The sequence below is a fragment of the Bradyrhizobium sp. LM2.9 genome (genome assembly GCF_054056555.1).
Genome location: NZ_JBSRYJ010000002.1, coordinates 2,448,310 through 2,464,265 on the forward strand (window position 1 = coordinate 2,448,310; position 15,956 = coordinate 2,464,265).

Here is a 15,956-nt window from a genome sequence, read left to right on the forward strand (position 1 = left end):
GTTTCCACCCATTTTTGTTCGATGGGCGTGTCTAGCGCAGCCGGCGACAAAGAAAAAGGCGCCGAAACGGCGCCCTGCCCGGTCCAAAAATGCAGATCACTCAGGCGAGCAGCAGAACAGTGCCCGCCACCATGAGCGCACAACCGACGAACAGCGCGAGCGGCCAGTAGTTGCGGCCTTGCGCATAGCGCCCCTGGGCGCGGCGCTCGCTGATCAGCGCGCTCTCGTATTCATCCGCGGTAGAGAAAAGGCAAGCGAAACCGCCGCGTGCCGAGGCCGCGGCGGCTTCCAGCGACATCAGGGCAGTCTGCGGGTTCTGTCGACGGATCGATTCCATGACCGCAATGTTAGGGATCGAATGGTAAACAGGAGCTTACCACAAGGCCTCCCTTGCCTAGGCTGTCGCCGGCTGCGCCTTAGACTGTGTCTTGGGTACGCCGATCCGCGCGGCGCTCTGGCGGCGCCAGTTTTCCAGCGACAGCGGCAACTCCTCCGCCGCCTCGACGCGGTTACGGCCGCCGCGCTTGGCCTGGTAGAGCGCGGTGTCGGCCGAGGCCAGCAGCACTTCGAGCTCGGTGCCGGCCGGACCGCCGGCGACGCCGATGCTGACTGTGGTGTCGACCGGGCCTTCATCGACCACGACGCCGGAGGTCTCAAACGCCTCGCGCACGCGCTCGGCGACCAGCACGCCCTCCTCCAGCGAACAGGGCAAGAGGGCAGCAAACTCCTCGCCGCCGATCCGGCCCGACATGTCGGTGATGCGAAGATTGCTGACGACGACGGTCGAGAACAGTTTCAGCATCTCGTCGCCGGCGGGATGGCCGAAGCGGTCGTTGATCGACTTGAAATGATCGATGTCGAAGATCATCACGGTGACGGGACGGCCGGCCTTGGCCTCGCGCTCGATCACGCGTCCGCAGGCTTCCGAGAAGCCGCGGCGGTTGAGCATGCCGGTCAGTGGGTCCGTGGACGCGGCAGTCCGGTGCGCGGTGACCGTGCGCTCGGACACCAGCATGAAGATCACGAACACGGTCCCGACGGCATAAAGCACGAGCTCGACCGCGAACACGGTGACCCAGATGCTGCCGGAGAAGCCGGCATCGTTCGGACGCAGGAAACTTCCGAGCAGGATCGGCAGCATCAAGGCGCAGCCGTGCATCACCGGGACCACGAAGGCCGGCCAGCGCCGTTGCAGGCTCTTGCGCCGCTCGACCCAGAGCTCGCTCGCGGTCAGCGCCGCGTAGACCGAGACGATGCCGGCGCCTACGATCATGCGCAGCATGGACGCCGTGGGATCGAGCAGCGTAGCGGCAGCGGCCCAGGCGAGCGCGCCGACCAGGAGACCCGGCCAGTTCGGCTTGCGGCCATGGAAGACGCGCGCCGCATTCCAGACCATGCCGCAGGCGACGAAGCCGACCGCGTTTAGTGCGAGGTAAAGATGCGGGCCCAGCTTTTCGCCGGCCGCAGTCCACAGCGCGACCGATGCGGCGCCGAGGAGATACGCGGTGCCCCACCATTTCAACGCAGGGCTGTTCTCCTGCCTGCCGAAAAACACCATCATGGCGCCGAGCAGTGCGGCAATCATGGTGGCGACCAAATAGAGCGTGATGCTATCGAGCGACGTCATGTCGGCCCCCTTCTAGACATAGCAGTTACGCGATCGGCTCAGCCGATTTGCGCGCCCTTCCAGATGCGACGCTATGTCTCGCGCCTTCCATTCAGGTTTTTATCCAGACCCAACTTTTCAGGAAACACGCCATCAATTTGCATACAAACGAACAGCAAAAAGGGCGCTGAAATCAGCGCCCTTTTGCATCTCATTGAAGCCGCTTTCGCGGCGAATGTGACCGAAGCGATTAACGCTTCGAGAACTGGAAGGACCGGCGGGCCTTGGCCTTGCCGTACTTCTTGCGCTCGACCACGCGGGAGTCGCGGGTGAGGAAGCCGCCCTTCTTGAGCACGGTGCGCAGCTCCGGCTCGAAATAGGTCAGCGCCTTGGAGATACCATGACGCACCGCACCGGCCTGGCCGGACAGACCGCCGCCGGCGACCGTGCAGATCACGTCGTATTGGCCGGAACGCGCGGCCACGGAGAAGGGCTGCTCGATCATCATGCGCAGCACGGGACGGGCGAAATAGACCTCGACCTCGCGCGAGTTGACCGTGACCTTGCCGGCGCCCGGCTTGATCCAGACGCGGGCGACCGCGTCCTTGCGCTTGCCGGTGGCATAGGCGCGGTTGAACTTGTCGACCTTCTTCTCGTGCTTGGGCGCGTCGGGCGAGGCCGCCGTCTTGAGCTGCGAGAGCTGGTCGAGCGACTGGATGGATTCGGCCATGTTATGCGGCCCTCGTGTTCTTGCGGTTCAACTTGGCGATGTCGATCTTCTCGGGCGTCTGCGCCTCGTGCGGATGATCGGCGCCGCCATAGACGCGGAGGTTGCCCATCTGGACGCGACCGAGCGGACCACGGGGGATCATGCGCTCGACGGCCTTCTCGAGCACGCGCTCGGGATGCTTGCCCTCGAGGATCTGGCGCGCGGTGCGCTCCTTGATGTGGCCGACATAGCCGGTGTGCTTGTAGTAGGTCTTCTGCTCGCGCTTGCGACCGGTGAGGACCGCATGCTGCGCGTTGATGATGATGATGTTATCGCCGCAATCAACGTGCGGGGTGTAGGTCGGGAGGTGCTTGCCGCGCAGGCGCATGGCGACGATGGTGGCGAGACGGCCGACGACCAGACCCTTGGCGTCGATCAATACCCACTTCTTCGTCACCTCAGCCGGCTTTGCCGAAAAGGTTTTCATGTCAAAGTTTCCGTGAACGGGGAGCATCGGCGCGAACACCGCACCGGACTGAGCGGTTTTCTAGAGAACAGAGGCGCCATGGTCAATGCCCAAAGGCGCAATTTAAATGTTCAATATCAATGGGTTAAAAATATGGTATCGAGATACCCGCGAAAAGCTCAAGCATTTGGAATGGAATAGGTCGAGGTGACATGGGCAATCGGATCGGGCGAAGTGCCGGACAACAGGTTCACCTCGCCGACCGCCAGCCGCTTGCCGAGCTTGAGGAGCCGCGCCTCCGCCAGCACGTCCTGCCCGGGCTGGCCCTTGCGCAGGAAGTTGATGTTGAGATTGGTGGTCACGGCGAGCCCGATCGGTCCGATCGCGGACAGCAGCACCACGTACATCGCGAAATCGGCGAGTGCCATCAGCGTCGGGCCGGACACGGTTCCACCCGGCCGCAGCATCCTTTCGCTGTAGCGCTGACGCAAAAGGCAGGCCTGGCCGTCGGCGCTCTCGATCGTGATGTCGTCGCCGCTGAAGGCCTGAGGAAACTCGTTGCGGAGAAACTGCTCGAGCTCCGCCACGCTCATTTTCGCTAACGCCATGCTACCCCTCACCCTCGCTTCACGTCCCCTGTTACATTAAGTTATCTGCGTCATCCAATCGCAATAATCCAACCGGAAACGCTTCGATGTCCGTCCAGGCCGCCCGCGCCCCCTCCCCGCAACCGCCGATCCTGCTGCGCGAGACCATAGGTCCCATCGCGGTCCTGACCCTCAACCGCCGGGCCGCCCGCAACAGCCTCTCGGAGGCGATGATCGCAAGCCTGCATGCCGAGCTCAATGAGATCCGCGACGACAAGGCTGTCCGCGGCGTCGTGATCGCGGCCAATGGTCCCGCCTTCTCCGCCGGCCACGACATGAAAGAGCTGACCGCGCGCCGCGACGACCCCGATCGCGGCCGTGCCTTCTTCGCCGAGATGATGACCGCCTGTAGCGCGATGATGCAGGCGATCGTACACCTGCCCAAGCCCGTGGTCGCATCCGTCCAGGGCATCGCGACCGCCGCCGGCTGCCAGCTCGTGGCGAGTTGCGATCTCGCGGTCGCCTCGGAAGCTGCGAGCTTCGCCACGCCCGGCGTCGACATCGGCCTGTTCTGCTCGACGCCGATGGTGGCGCTGTCGCGCAACGTGCCGCGCAAGCAGGCGATGGAGATGCTGCTGACGGGCGAGCCGATCCCGGCTGCACGCGCCCGCGAGATCGGGCTTGTCAATCGTGTCGTCGCCGTTGGCACCGAGCGCGAGGCCGCGATCGCGCTGGCCGAACAGGTCGCGCTGAAATCCGCCTACACCGTCAAGCTCGGCAAGGAGGCGTTCTACCGCCAGGCCGAGATGAGCCTTGCGGACGCCTATCGCTATGCGGCAGAGGTGATGACCGAGAACATGATGGCGCGCGACGCCGAGGAAGGCATCGGCGCTTTCATCGAGAAGCGCACGCCGACATGGCGGGACGAGTGAAATTCGTCATTGCGAGCAAAGCAAGCAATCCAGGATATCTCCGCGGTGACAGTCTGGATTGCTTCGTCGCTTCGTTCCTCGCAATGACAGCAAGAAGAAGAGCCAATGAACCACGACAGCTATCCCGACAACTACATCCGGGGCATCCTCAACGGCGTGAAGTCGATCGCGATGGTCGGCGCCTCGCCGGTCAACGTGCGACCGAGCTATTTCGCGTTCAAATATCTGGCCCAGCGCGGCTACGACATGATTCCGGTCAATCCCGGCCATGTCGGCAAGGAGCTGCTCGGAAAGCCCTTCGTCGCCTCGCTGTCAGACATCGGGCGTCCCATCGACATGATCGACATTTTCCGCAACTCCAGCCACATCATGCCGGTGGTCGAGGAAGCCCTCACACTCGATCCGCTGCCGACGGTGATCTGGATGCAGCTTGGCGCACGCGACGATGCGGCGGCACTGAAGGCGGAATCGGTCGGTATCAAGGTGGTGATGAACCGCTGCCCCAAGATCGAATATGGCCGTCTGTCCTCGGAGATCTCCTGGATGGGCGTCAATTCGCGCACGCTGAGTTCCAAGCGCCCCCCGGCGCCGACGCAGGGTATGCGCTTATCCCTCAATCGGATGAGTGTCGGCGGCGGCGAGACCGCGGCATCGGATCGCGCCGCCAAAAACAAGACCGAGCAAAGCTGACGCAATTGCGACGGGTTCATTTCGCGAACGCGACAATGCGTAGCACGATCATTCTGATGTGAAGCGCCGCCTTGACGGCAGCCACGGCGCCAATCAGCATGCCGCGCGATTTCAGACCACCAGAACAGGACGCCTCAATGAGCGATCGCCTTCCGGGATTTTCGACCCTCGCCGTGCATGCCGGTGCACAGCCCGATCCCACCACCGGTGCGCGCGCGACTCCGATTTATCAAACCACATCCTTTGTTTTCAACGACGCCGACCACGCCGCCTCGCTGTTCGGCCTGCAGGCGTTCGGCAACATCTATACCCGTATCGGCAATCCCACCAATGCGGTGCTGGAAGAACGCGTGGCGGCGCTCGAAGGCGGCACGGCCGCGCTTGCTGTGGCCTCGGGCCATGCCGCGCAGGTCGTGGTGCTGCAGCAATTGCTCCAGCCCGGCGACGAGTTCATCGCCGCGCGAAAGCTCTATGGCGGCTCGATCAACCAGTTCACGCATGCGTTCAAGAGCTTTGGCTGGAACGTGGTGTGGGCCGATCCCGACGACATCGCGAGCTTCGAGCGCGCGGTCACGCCGCGCACGAAAGCGATCTTCATCGAGTCCATCGCCAATCCCGCCGGCAGCATCACCGACATCGAGGCGGTCTCGACGGTGGCGCGCAAGGCGGGCGTACCGCTGATCGTCGACAACACGCTGGCCTCGCCCTATCTGATCCGGCCGATCGATCACGGTGCCGACATCGTCGTGCACTCGCTGACGAAGTTTTTGGGCGGCCACGGCAATTCGATCGGTGGCATCATCGTCGATGCCGGCACCTTCGACTGGTCGACCGGCGGCAAATATCCGATGCTGTCGGAGCCGCGGCCCGAATATCACGGCATCCGGCTCCAGGAGACGTTCGGCAATTTCGCCTTTGCGATCGCCTGCCGCGTGCTCGGCCTGCGCGACCTCGGCCCCGCACTGTCGCCGTTCAATGCCTTCATGATCCTCACCGGCATCGAGACGCTGCCGCTGCGCATGCAGAAGCACTGCGACAATGCGAAGGCGGTCGCCGAATTCCTCGCCGGCCATCCGGCGGTGGCCTCGGTGAACTATGCGGGGCTTGCAAGCGACAAGTACAACCAGCTTGCGCGCAAATACGCGCCGAAGGGCGCCGGCGCCGTGTTCACCTTCGGCCTGAAGGGCGGCTACGACGCAGGCGTCAGCCTGGTGTCGAAGTTGCAGCTGTTCTCGCATCTGGCCAATGTCGGCGACACCCGCTCGCTCGTCATCCATCCGGCCTCGACCACGCACAGCCAGCTCGACGACGCCGCCAAGGTCAAGTCCGGCGCCGGCCCCGACGTGGTGCGGCTCTCGATCGGCATCGAGGACAAGGAAGATCTGATCGCCGATCTGGAACAGGCGCTGGGCGCGTAGCCTTCTCGGTCATTCCGGGGCGCTTGGGTGCGTCCCGGAAGACGGCCTCCGTTAACAGTCATTAACCATATCTGCCGCATACATCGTCATTGGATCGCCCCCTTTGATTCGGAGCCGACGATGCTGCGCTGGATGGTGCCTGCCCTTGCGGCGATGCTGACGGTCTCAGCTGCGATTGCCGCCGATTTGCCGGCCACGCCGAAACGGCGGCCCGCCGCTCCGCCGCAGGAGCCGCCGCAGGTCTATGTCGAGACGGATCCGGATGCGCTGATCTCGCCGGCCTATGGCATCGGCAGCTACATCCGCAACCTGCCGGCTACGCCACTGCTGCCGGGCTCCCACACGCTGCCGGGCTATTACGGCCGCCCGTGGGATTACGATTATCAGGGCCCGTATTACGGCGGGAAGCAGGTCGATTATTTCTGGCGCCTGCCCTACTCGTGCGGCATCTACGGCTATTGCTGATCAGCCGGGCTGACTGACAGGAATCGCCCGCGGCTGCGCTTCGGTTGAGCCACGCGCAGCGAGCCGCTCTGTCTGCATCACCGCAAGCGTCAGCACCACGAGCGCAACCGCCTGATGCGCCAGCGCGAGATCAATCGGCACCTGGTTGAGCAGCGTGAGAATGCCGAGCACTGCCTGCAGGCTTACCGCGCCCAACAGCAAAAGCGCGCCGCTTGCCGCAGAACCTGCGCGTGAACGCACCGCATCGAACGCGTGCAACGCCGCCAGCGCGAACAGCGCATAGGCCGTCATGCGATGCTCGAACTGCACCGTCAGCACATTGTCGAACATGTTGCGCCACCACGGCGTCTCGAACCACAGCCGCTCAGCCGAGGGAATGAATGCGCCGTCGATCTTCGGCCAGGTGTTGTAGGCGCGCCCGGCGCGCAGGCCAGCAACCAGCGCGCCGAAATAGATCTGGATAAAGGTCACGACGAGGAGCAAGGCGCTCGTGAAGCGCAGCCGCGATGGTGCTGCGATCTGCGGCCGTTCGGCGAGCCGCCGCACCGTCCAGACGATGCCGGCGAAGATCAGCAGCGCGAGCACCAGATGCGTCGCCAGCCGATATTGCGAAACTTCGACCCGTTCGGACAGTCCCGAGGCCACCATCCACCAGCCAACCGCGCCTTGGAGCCCGCCAAGCCCAAACAGCAGCCACAGCCGCCGCTTCAACTCACCCGACAGGCCGCCGCGCCACAGGAAGAACAGGAACGGCAGCAGATAGGCGACCCCAATGAAGCGGCCGAGCAGCCGGTGGCTCCATTCCCACCAGAAGATCTCCTTGAACTCGGACAGGCTCATGCCCGCGTTGAGCTCGCGATATTGCGGGATCTTCTGGTAGGCCTCGAAGGCCGCCGACCACTGCCCTTCCGAGAGCGGCGGCACGCTGCCCGTGACCGGCTTCCATTCGACGATCGAGAGGCCGGATTCCGTCAGCCGAGTCGCGCCGCCCACCAGCACCATCAGAGCGATCAGCGCCGCCACGGAGATCAGCCACCAGCGCACGGCACGACGCGGCTCGGACGGGGCGGAAATCGTCGTCATTCGAGGCAAAAACCAGAGCTTGAACCGGACTGCGTGCCCCTTATAGTCCCCCGCTCCCGCAGCGCAAGTTACGCGAAAGCCGCAATATTCCGTCATGACGATCCGCACCCGCAAGTTCCTCGGCACCATCCTCCTCCTGGTGCTCGCCACCGTCTGGGCCCTGCTCGGCATGGCGCTGGCGCAGATGCCATGGATCGCCGAGTCCGGCTGGCGGCAGGCAATCTATTACGTGGTGGTCGGCATGGGCTGGGTGCTGCCGGCGATGCCGATCGTGAGCTGGATGCAGCGGCCCGACCGGGGCCAAATCTAGTTCGTAGCGCTGCCAGGTCGTAGCGCCTCTAGTTCGTAGCGGTGCCGGTCGGCTTCACCGGCGCAAAGGCCGTGCCCGACACCAGCACGCGTAGCATGCGCAGCGAGCGCACCCCGCCATCCCAGGAAATGCGCGGCAGCGCGCGCAGATTGGTGCGTCCCTCAGCATCCACGATGCCCGGGATCGTCGACACCGCGCTGGCGAAGCCCGCCTCCTCCGCCATGACGACATGGCTGCGCCGGAATGAGGCGCGATCGCCGAACGGAAAGGCGAGATGCCGGATGTCGCGCTGGAAGGCCGCTTCCGCCACCGCCTTGCCCATCGTCATTTCCCGCAGCGCGGCTGCATCCTTCATGTTGGCGAGCACGGGATAGTTCACGGTCGCGCTGCCGATCGTCACCAGCGGATCGGCCGCAAGCTTCGCCAGATCCTCCCAATTCATCGACGCATCGCGTGAGAGCGCGGCGAGGTCGACCCGGTAGCGCGTGCAGAGATCGGCGATCGCAGCCGACACATCCGCCGGCGGCAGCGAGCGCAGCCAACACTCGACGAACGAAAACAGCGCCTGCTTCTCGGCTTTGCCTGTGACGGTGAAGCGCTGCTCCTTTTCGCCCATCAACAGGCTGACACGGCTCTCGCGCGCGATCACCTGCTCGAGTCCGAGCCACCAGGCTTCTCCGACGCCATCGGGAAACGCCGTGGGCACATAAATCGTGAAGGGCACGCCGTGGCGCGCCAGCACCGGATAGGCAAAGTCGATCAGATCCTTGCCGGCGCCGTCGAAGGTGAGCGCCACGAAACGCCGCTTTTCCGGCAGCGTCACCGCGCGCCGGCAGACCTCGTCCATGCCGACAAAATCATAATTCCACCGCTTCAGCGCGCGGATGGCGCGATCGAGGAAGTGCGGCGTGATCTCGTTCTCGCGCAGCGGCTGAAACCCGCCGCGCCGCCGCGGCCGCACATGCGCAAGGCGCAGGATGGCGCCGGCACCACGACTACGCAGCGCCGCCTGGCCGGTGAACCAGGTCAGCTCGAGGCGCAGCCGTTCCAGCCATCTGTCGTCGGATGCCATATCCCACCTTCACGCCCGTCGGCGCCCGTTCCCCCTCCCTATAGTCATTACCCTTTGTTGACATTTCTTTGCAAAGGTCGGCCACAGGCCGAATTACGCACATTTTTGATTTCTCGACAGGTTTCGCGAATGACCATGGCTGCGGCGATGCAAAGCCGGACGGCAGAATCGCCAGCGCGGTCGAAAGCGAGCCGCATCGCGCATGTCGATATCGTCACCGATCTCGGCACGGCCGAGGCGGTCTGGCGCGCCTTCGAGGAGCCCGGTCACCTCTTCACGCCCTATCAGCGATTTGACCTACTGAGTCCCTGGCAGGGCCTGGTCGGCGAACACGAACGCGCCCGCCCCTTCATCGTCATTGCCCGCGACGCCGAGCATCGGCCGCTCCTGCTGCTGCCGCTCTCGCTGCGCCAAAACCACGGCGTGCGCACGGCCTGCTTCATGGGCGGCAAGCATACCTCCTTCAACATGGGCTTGTGGAACGCCGAGTTTGCAGCGCAGGTCGCCATCGCCGATCTCGACGTGCTGCTTGCGTCCTTGCGCGAGCATGTCGACGTGCTCGCACTGACGCAGCAGCCGCTGCACTGGCACGACCAGCAGAATCCGTTTGTGCTCCTGCCGCGCCAGAGCGCGATCAACGGTTGCCCGCTGCTCACGATGGAGCCGGGCGGTCCGCCGGCGTCGCGGATCAGCAATTCCCTCCGCCGTCGTCTCAAGAGCAAGGAGAAGAAGCTCCAGGCTCTCGCCGGCTATCGCTATCACCTGGCGACCACGGATACGGACGTCACCCGCCTGCTCGACTGGTTCTTCCGCGTCAAGCCGGCGCGGATGGCCGAACAGAAGCTTCCCAACGTCTTCGCCGAGCCCGGCGTCGAGCAATTCGTCCGCAGCGCCTGCCTTGCGCTGCGCGGTGAAGGCCCCGCGTCATCGACATCCACGCGCTCGAATGCGACGACGAGGTGATCGCGATCTTCGCCGGCGTCGCCGATGGCCAGCGCTACTCGATGATGTTCAACACCTACACGATGTCCGAGCACGCCCGTTACAGCCCCGGGCTGATCCTGATGCGCTACATCATCGACCGCTATGCCGAGCGCGGCTACCGTTCGCTCGACCTTGGCATCGGCTCGGACGAGTACAAGCGGATGTTCTGCAAGGACGACCAGAACATTTTCGACAGTTTTGTTCCGCTGACGTCACGCGGAAAACTCGCGGCGATGGCAATGTCCTCGCTGAGCCACGGCAAGCGGCTGGTGAAACAAAACCAGATGCTGTTCGACCTCGCGCAGCGGCTGCGACGCGCGTTCGGGTAATCTGTCTTTGCCTACGCCGCCACGACGCGCGGCGCATCCACCGCATTCGACGGCTGCACCGGCTTGCTCAGCATCGTGACTTCGCTGAAGCCGACGGCGCTGAGCTGCTCGCACATCAGCGCGCGCGCATCCGGCGCCATCGACGCGTCGGGCACCACGACGGCGCGGGCATTCGCCGTCAGCAGTTCGGCCGGCAGGTCGGAGGCGCTGCCGGCATCGAGCAGCACGTGGTCGTAGGCGCGCAGCAGCGCGTCGACCGCCAGGGTCACCCGCGGCGACTGCAACAGACTGCGATCGAAGCCGGGACGGCCGGGCAAGACCAGATGCAGCCGCGAGAGCTTGTCCCGGGTGATGATTTGCGCGAACGACGCCTCGCCCTGCATCAGCTCGGCAAGGCCGGGTGCGGAGGCGTCGACGGATACGGCGGCCATGGTCGGCGAGGACGCGGCAAGATCGACCACGACAACCCGCGCATCGCGCGCGAGATACCGGGCCAGTGTCAGCGTCGACAGCGTGACGGCTTCGCCGGCTGCGGTGCCGAGCACCGTGACTTTCTTCGCCCCAGCCCCGGCGGCGCGCAGGCTAACGGCCAGGCGTTCGATCTCCGCGAATCCGCTGACATCGGCATCCGCCGTCATCTCCGGCTGAAGCGGCGCGGGCTCTGCCATGACCGGATCGACGAACGGCTCGATGACCATCGGTTGAACAACTTGTTCCTGGCGAGCCGACGCCCGCGTTTGCGCTGGCGTGAATACAGCGACTGCACGGGGCGCGGTCTGGCGCAACAACTCTCCGGTGACGACGACGCCGGACGAGAGCAACAGTGTCGCGATCGTCGCGATCAGCACGATCGGCAGCTTCTTCGGATAGGCCGGCATGTTCGAGACGATGGCGCGCGAGATGATGCGGCCATCCGTCGGCGCGGTATCGATGGTCTCGCGGGTGTTCGCTTCACGGTACTTCGCGAGATAGGTCTCGAGCAGGTCACGCTGCGCCTTGGCCTCACGCTCGAGGGCGCGGAGCTGCACGTCCTGGCCGTTGGTGGACGTCGCCTGCTTCTTGAGCTGCTCGAGGCTTGCGGACAATTCCTGAACGCGCCCGGTGGCGGCACGCGCATCGTTTTCGAGCGTGCGGGCGAGCTTGGCGGCCTCGTCGCGGATCTGGGTGTCGAGGTCGGCGAGCTGCGCCTTCAATTCCTTGATGCGCGGGTGGTTGCCAAGCAACGTCGACGATTGCTCGGCCAGCTGCGCCCGCAACGCCACGCGCTGCTGGGAGGGCGTGCGCATCGATTCCGAGTTCAGCACTTCCGACGACTCGATCGGTTTGCCGCTCTGGATCATCTCGCGGATCAGGCGCGCCTTGGACTCGGCATCGGCCTTGAGCGCGCGCGCATTGTTGAGCTGGGTGTTGACCTCGCCCATCTGCTGGTTCGACAGCGTCGTGTTGTTGGTGCCGATGAACAGGCTCGACTTGGAGCGGAAATCCTCGGCCTTCGCTTCGGCCTCGGAGACATTCCGTCGCAGCTCGTCGATCCTGCCGCCATACCACTGGCTCGCGTTCCGGGCCTGGTCCTGGCGCGCATCCTGTTGGAGCACGAGATAGCCGTCGGCGATTGAATTGGCGACGCGCGCGGCGAGATCGGGATCGGCGGACTGGAATTCGATCACGATCACGCGCGACTTGTCGACGGCGTAGGCCTGGAGGCGCTCGTAATAGGCGTCGAGCACGCGCTCTTCCGGCGTCATCGAGAACGGATCGCGGCCGATGCCAACCAGCGCCGCAAGCGACCTCAGCGGCGAAATGCCTTGCAGCACCGGATCGAACTCGGGCCGCTCCGCAAGCTTGTTCTTCTTGATGATCTCGCGCGCGAGGTCGCGCGACAGCACGAGCTGCACCTGGCTGGTGACGGCCTCGGCGTCGAGCGCCTGCCGCTCCTCGGCGCGATCGCTGTTGGGGCGCAGAAACACGTTCTCGCGGCCGTCGATCAGGATGCGGGACTCAGACTTGTAGCGCGGCGTGACGAGATTGACGATCGCGACGGACGCGACGAGCGCCAGCACCGTCGGCACGATGATCCAGCCGCGCTTGCGCGCCAGCGCCGCACCGAGCGCGTGAAGGTCGATGTCGCCGGATTCGACTGGCTGCTGCGTCGGAGCAACGGGCGCAGGCTTTGCTTCGATCCTGGGCGCGAGTTCGGCCCGCTTGGTTTCGGCTTTGGCCTTCGAGACGGCCCGCTCGACCAACGCCCTGTCCTTGCCGCCACGCCAGAACGCTAAACGCATCGAACACTCCCGCAGGCGCAACGCCACGAACTTACCTGAACCGGGGCGATTACACTCCATTAAGGTTGCCGCTGGGTTAATCGCGGCATCCGACAGCTCGCGCGGGCGCGCTCGTCACCGTTTGTTAACCACGAGGGCTCTTAATCCGTCTCGATTATTTCGTGAGTTTTGTTCGAGCATTCGCCGTCGAGCGCTGGTTTTGATCATGCCCCCCTCTCAAGACCAGCCGCTTCGCATCCTGCACGCCGTGCGCGCTCCGGTCGGCGGCATCTTCCGCCACATCCTCGACGTCGCCAACGGCCAGGTCGACCGCGGCCATCATGTCGGCATCCTCGCCGACAACCTCACCGGCGGCGAGCGCGCCGACAAGGCCCTTGCCGAGCTCGCACCGCGACTGAAGCTCGGCGTGCACCGGATGGCGATCCGCCGCGAACCGTCGCCGGACGATGTCCTGGTCTGGCTTCGCTTGCGGCGCCTGATCGCTACGCTCAAGCCCGACGTCATGCATGGCCACGGCGCCAAGGCCGGTGCTTTCATCCGCATGCGGCGGCGCTCCGACGACACCATCCGCATCTACACCCCGCATGGCGGCTCGCTGCATTATCCCCTCAACACGCTCAAGGGCGAGTTTTATGCGCGGCTCGAGCGCACGCTGATGGGCGCAACCGACCTTTTTTTGTTCGAAAGCGCGTTTGCCCGCGACACCTATCAGCGCATCGTCGGCACGCCGAAGGGCGTGGTGCATTGCGTCTTCAACGGTGTCACGCCGGAAGAATTCGAGCCTGTTATCATCGCCGGCGACGCCACCGACCTCGCTTATGTCGGTGAGTTCAGGCACATCAAGGGCGCCGATCTGCTGGTCGATGCGGTGGCGCGCCTGCACGAGGGCGGCAAGAGGGTCACCCTGACGCTCGGCGGCGATGGTGAGGAGACCGCGGCGTTGAAAGCGCAGGTCGAGAGGCTTGGCCTGACCAGTGCCATCCGCTTCATCGGCCATGTCAAGGCGCGCTACGGCTTTTCCAAGGGGCGGCTGCTGGTCGTTCCCTCGCGTGGCGATTCCATGCCCTATGTCGTGATCGAGGCCGGTGCTGCCGGCATTCCGATGATCGCGTCCAGAATCGGAGGCATCCCCGAGATTTTTGGGGCGGAGAGCCCGGCGCTGTTCGCGCCGAGCGACGCGGAGGCCATGGCGGAGGCGATTGCGGCCGCGCTCGACAATCCGCAAGCGACCGTGCAGCGCGCAGCGTCCTTGTGCGAGCGCATCTCCGCGCATTTCTCTCAGCAGGCGATGGTTGATGGCGTGCTCGCGGGATATCGCGACGCATTTACCAAACACTAACCATCCTTAAGGCCCGCTTTAGAGAATCTTCCGATTTGTTCGATACTCGATGTGCCAGGGGATGCTCGCCCGGGGCGCAAGGACGCGTCCCGCGGGTTTTTGGAATGGACGTGGACGCCCGTGGAACCGCTCAACGCACGCTCGATGCTCGATGCCGCGACCAGCGCCGCGGCGAACCCGGCTGACCCGCCCTTTGTGGAGCGCCGCCGCCGACTCTCGCCCGCCGCGCTGGACATCGTCAACCAGAAGGTCGCCCGCGCCTATTCGCCGATCGTAATCACCGGCTTCGTCCGCCTGGCCGATTTCGCGCTGCTGAGCCTCGTCGGCATCGCGCTCTATCTCGGCTATGTCATGCCGCTCGCCGGCTCCTTCAGCTGGGTTTATCCCGCGCAGATCATCGCCGTCGCGGTCTCCGCCGTGGTCTGCTTCCAGGCCGCCGACATCTATCAAGTGCAGCTGTTCCGCGGTCAGCTCCGGCAGATGACGCGGATGATCTCCTCCTGGTCGTTCGTCTTCCTGCTGTTCATCGGCATCTCCTTCTTCGCCAAATTCGGCAGCGAAATATCGCGGCTGTGGCTTGCCGCCTTCTACTTCCTCGGGCTCGCCGCGCTCGTCTGCCAGCGCCTGGTGCTGCGCTCGCTGGTGCGCGCCTGGGCGCGCGAGGGCCGGCTCGACCGCCGCACCATCATTGTCGGCTCCGACCGCAACGGCGAACAATTGGTCGAGGCGCTGAAAGTGCAGGAGGATTCCGACATCCACGTGCTCGGCGTGTTCGACGACCGCAACGACAGCCGCGCGCTCGACACCTGTGCCGGCGCGCGCAAGCTCGGCAAGGTCGACGACATCATCGAGTTCGCCCGCCGCACCCGCGTCGATCTCGTGCTGTTCGCGCTGCCGATCTCCGCCGAAACGCGCATTCTGGAGATGCTGAAGAAGCTCTGGGTGCTGCCGGTGGACATCCGCCTCTCCGCGCACACCAACAAGCTGCGCTTCCGTCCCCGCTCCTACTCCTATATCGGCGAGGTGCCGACACTGGACGTGTTCGAGGCGCCGATCACCGACTGGGACCTGGTGATGAAATGGTTGTTCGACCGCATCGTCGGCAGCCTCGCGCTGCTGGCGGCCCTGCCGGTCATGGGATTGGTGGCGCTCGCGGTGAAGTTCGACAGCCCTGGCCCGGTGCTGTTCCGGCAAAAGCGCTTCGGTTTCAACAACGAGCGCATCGACGTCTACAAGTTCCGCTCGATGTACCATCATCAGGCGGATCCGACGGCCTCGAAGGTCGTGACCAAGAACGATTCGCGCGTCACCCGTGTCGGCCGCTTCATCCGCAAGACCAGCCTCGACGAGCTGCCGCAGCTCTTCAACGTGGTCTTCTCCGGCAATCTATCGTTGGTCGGTCCGCGTCCGCATGCGGTGCAAGGCAAGCTCCAGAGCCGCCTGTTCGACGAAGCCGTCGACGGATATTTCGCCCGCCACCGGGTCAAGCCCGGCATCACCGGCTGGGCTCAGATCAACGGCTGGCGCGGCGAGATCGACAACGAAGAGAAGATCCAGAAGCGCGTCGAGTTCGACCTCTATTACATCGAGAGCTGGTCGGTGCTGTTCGATCTCGTCATTCTGCTGAAGACGCCGATGTCGCTGCTGACCAAGAACGAGAACGCGTATTGAGCTGAGTTTCTCC

The 15,956-nt window shown here is 64.6% G+C and carries 15 protein-coding genes and 1 pseudogene; 8 read left to right on the plus strand and 8 right to left on the minus strand.

All coding sequences use genetic code 11. The annotated features are described in order from the left end of the window. Window positions 1-100 precede the first annotated feature (100 nt). From ACVWW3_RS13220 to ACVWW3_RS13240, 5 genes are all read right to left on the minus strand, one after another. Entirely contained in the window at window positions 101-337 is a 237-nt protein-coding gene (locus ACVWW3_RS13220; protein WP_354049633.1) for a hypothetical protein, read from the minus strand. Between the two features lie 57 nt (window positions 338-394). Beyond that, a complete protein-coding gene (locus ACVWW3_RS13225) occupies window positions 395-1,627 on the minus strand; it encodes a diguanylate cyclase (RefSeq protein WP_456649660.1) in 1,233 nt (410 codons plus the stop codon). Between the two features lie 229 nt (window positions 1,628-1,856). Further along, on the minus strand, window positions 1,857-2,336 hold the full coding sequence (gene rpsI, locus ACVWW3_RS13230) for a 30S ribosomal protein S9 (protein ID WP_247349371.1): 480 nt from the start codon (window positions 2,334-2,336) through the stop codon (window positions 1,857-1,859). Between the two features lies 1 nt (window position 2,337). Beyond that, window positions 2,338-2,802, minus strand: a complete 465-nt coding sequence (gene rplM, locus ACVWW3_RS13235) for a 50S ribosomal protein L13 (protein ID WP_092028874.1) — start codon at window positions 2,800-2,802, stop codon at window positions 2,338-2,340. A gap of 158 nt (window positions 2,803-2,960) precedes the next feature. Beyond that, entirely contained in the window at window positions 2,961-3,389 is a 429-nt protein-coding gene (locus ACVWW3_RS13240) for a PaaI family thioesterase (RefSeq protein ID WP_247349374.1), read from the minus strand. A gap of 86 nt (window positions 3,390-3,475) precedes the next feature. Here ACVWW3_RS13240 and ACVWW3_RS13245 point away from each other — a divergent pair, with 86 nt between their 5' ends. The 4 genes from ACVWW3_RS13245 to ACVWW3_RS13260 all read left to right on the plus strand — a co-directional run bounded on the left by ACVWW3_RS13245 (window position 3,476) and on the right by ACVWW3_RS13260 (window position 6,873). Beyond that, window positions 3,476-4,300, plus strand: a complete 825-nt coding sequence (locus ACVWW3_RS13245) for an enoyl-CoA hydratase (RefSeq protein WP_456649659.1) — start codon at window positions 3,476-3,478, stop codon at window positions 4,298-4,300. A 105-nt stretch (window positions 4,301-4,405) separates the two neighbouring features. Continuing rightward, the gene (locus ACVWW3_RS13250; protein WP_247349378.1) at window positions 4,406-4,990 is read left to right on the plus strand and encodes a CoA-binding protein; all 585 of its coding nucleotides are present in this window, start codon (window positions 4,406-4,408) and stop codon (window positions 4,988-4,990) included. Window positions 4,991-5,127: 137 nt separating this feature from the next. Then, complete coding sequence (locus ACVWW3_RS13255) at window positions 5,128-6,408, plus strand: O-acetylhomoserine aminocarboxypropyltransferase (RefSeq protein WP_456671981.1); 1,281 nt, start codon at window positions 5,128-5,130, stop codon at window positions 6,406-6,408. Between the two features lie 120 nt (window positions 6,409-6,528). Continuing rightward, window positions 6,529-6,873 (plus strand): hypothetical protein, encoded by a 345-nt coding sequence (locus ACVWW3_RS13260; RefSeq protein ID WP_456649658.1) that lies wholly within the window; start codon window positions 6,529-6,531, stop codon window positions 6,871-6,873. Here the strand turns inward: ACVWW3_RS13260 and ACVWW3_RS13265 are convergent, their stop codons facing one another. Further along, window positions 6,874-7,956, minus strand: coding sequence for a COX15/CtaA family protein (locus ACVWW3_RS13265; protein WP_456649657.1), 1,083 nt, complete (start codon window positions 7,954-7,956; stop codon window positions 6,874-6,876). 94 nt (window positions 7,957-8,050) lie between these two features. Here ACVWW3_RS13265 and ACVWW3_RS13270 point away from each other — a divergent pair, with 94 nt between their 5' ends. Then, on the plus strand, window positions 8,051-8,266 hold the full coding sequence (locus ACVWW3_RS13270) for a DUF2842 domain-containing protein (RefSeq protein ID WP_456671982.1): 216 nt from the start codon (window positions 8,051-8,053) through the stop codon (window positions 8,264-8,266). A gap of 28 nt (window positions 8,267-8,294) precedes the next feature. Here ACVWW3_RS13270 and ACVWW3_RS13275 read toward each other — a convergent pair whose 3' ends face one another. Then, window positions 8,295-9,338, minus strand: coding sequence for a polysaccharide deacetylase family protein (locus ACVWW3_RS13275; RefSeq protein ID WP_456649656.1), 1,044 nt, complete (start codon window positions 9,336-9,338; stop codon window positions 8,295-8,297). A 129-nt stretch (window positions 9,339-9,467) separates the two neighbouring features. Here ACVWW3_RS13275 and ACVWW3_RS13280 point away from each other — a divergent pair. After that, window positions 9,468-10,651: pseudogene (locus ACVWW3_RS13280) on the plus strand (GNAT family N-acetyltransferase). Between the two features lie 11 nt (window positions 10,652-10,662). Here ACVWW3_RS13280 and ACVWW3_RS13285 read toward each other — a convergent pair. Continuing rightward, window positions 10,663-12,933: a GumC family protein gene (locus ACVWW3_RS13285; protein ID WP_456649655.1), complete on the minus strand. Its 2,271-nt coding sequence runs from the start codon at window positions 12,931-12,933 to the stop codon at window positions 10,663-10,665. A gap of 205 nt (window positions 12,934-13,138) precedes the next feature. Here ACVWW3_RS13285 and ACVWW3_RS13290 point away from each other — a divergent pair, with 205 nt between their 5' ends. Together ACVWW3_RS13290 and ACVWW3_RS13295 are read left to right on the plus strand one after the other, a co-directional pair. Beyond that, window positions 13,139-14,272 (plus strand): glycosyltransferase family 4 protein, encoded by a 1,134-nt coding sequence (locus ACVWW3_RS13290; protein WP_456649654.1) that lies wholly within the window; start codon window positions 13,139-13,141, stop codon window positions 14,270-14,272. 120 nt (window positions 14,273-14,392) lie between these two features. Then, window positions 14,393-15,943: an undecaprenyl-phosphate glucose phosphotransferase gene (locus tag ACVWW3_RS13295; protein WP_456649653.1), complete on the plus strand. Its 1,551-nt coding sequence runs from the start codon at window positions 14,393-14,395 to the stop codon at window positions 15,941-15,943. The last annotated feature ends 13 nt before the right edge of the window (window positions 15,944-15,956 follow it).

What these genes read in the sequence shown, in the direction of transcription:
- ACVWW3_RS13220 (WP_354049633.1), bottom strand. Translation starts at nt 337, where the DNA reads ATGGAATCGATCCGTCGACAGAACCCGCAGACTGCCCTGATGTCGCTG.
- ACVWW3_RS13225 (WP_456649660.1), bottom strand. Translation starts at nt 1,627, where the DNA reads ATGACGTCGCTCGATAGCATCACGCTCTATTTGGTCGCCACCATGATT.
- rpsI (WP_247349371.1), bottom strand. Translation starts at nt 2,336, where the DNA reads ATGGCCGAATCCATCCAGTCGCTCGACCAGCTCTCGCAGCTCAAGACG.
- rplM (WP_092028874.1), bottom strand. Translation starts at nt 2,802, where the DNA reads ATGAAAACCTTTTCGGCAAAGCCGGCTGAGGTGACGAAGAAGTGGGTA.
- ACVWW3_RS13240 (WP_247349374.1), bottom strand. Translation starts at nt 3,389, where the DNA reads ATGGCGTTAGCGAAAATGAGCGTGGCGGAGCTCGAGCAGTTTCTCCGC.
- ACVWW3_RS13245 (WP_456649659.1), top strand. Translation starts at nt 3,476, where the DNA reads ATGTCCGTCCAGGCCGCCCGCGCCCCCTCCCCGCAACCGCCGATCCTG.
- ACVWW3_RS13250 (WP_247349378.1), top strand. Translation starts at nt 4,406, where the DNA reads ATGAACCACGACAGCTATCCCGACAACTACATCCGGGGCATCCTCAAC.
- ACVWW3_RS13255 (WP_456671981.1), top strand. Translation starts at nt 5,128, where the DNA reads ATGAGCGATCGCCTTCCGGGATTTTCGACCCTCGCCGTGCATGCCGGT.
- ACVWW3_RS13260 (WP_456649658.1), top strand. Translation starts at nt 6,529, where the DNA reads ATGCTGCGCTGGATGGTGCCTGCCCTTGCGGCGATGCTGACGGTCTCA.
- ACVWW3_RS13265 (WP_456649657.1), bottom strand. Translation starts at nt 7,956, where the DNA reads ATGACGACGATTTCCGCCCCGTCCGAGCCGCGTCGTGCCGTGCGCTGG.
- ACVWW3_RS13270 (WP_456671982.1), top strand. Translation starts at nt 8,051, where the DNA reads ATGACGATCCGCACCCGCAAGTTCCTCGGCACCATCCTCCTCCTGGTG.
- ACVWW3_RS13275 (WP_456649656.1), bottom strand. Translation starts at nt 9,338, where the DNA reads ATGGCATCCGACGACAGATGGCTGGAACGGCTGCGCCTCGAGCTGACC.
- ACVWW3_RS13285 (WP_456649655.1), bottom strand. Translation starts at nt 12,933, where the DNA reads ATGCGTTTAGCGTTCTGGCGTGGCGGCAAGGACAGGGCGTTGGTCGAG.
- ACVWW3_RS13290 (WP_456649654.1), top strand. Translation starts at nt 13,139, where the DNA reads ATGCCCCCCTCTCAAGACCAGCCGCTTCGCATCCTGCACGCCGTGCGC.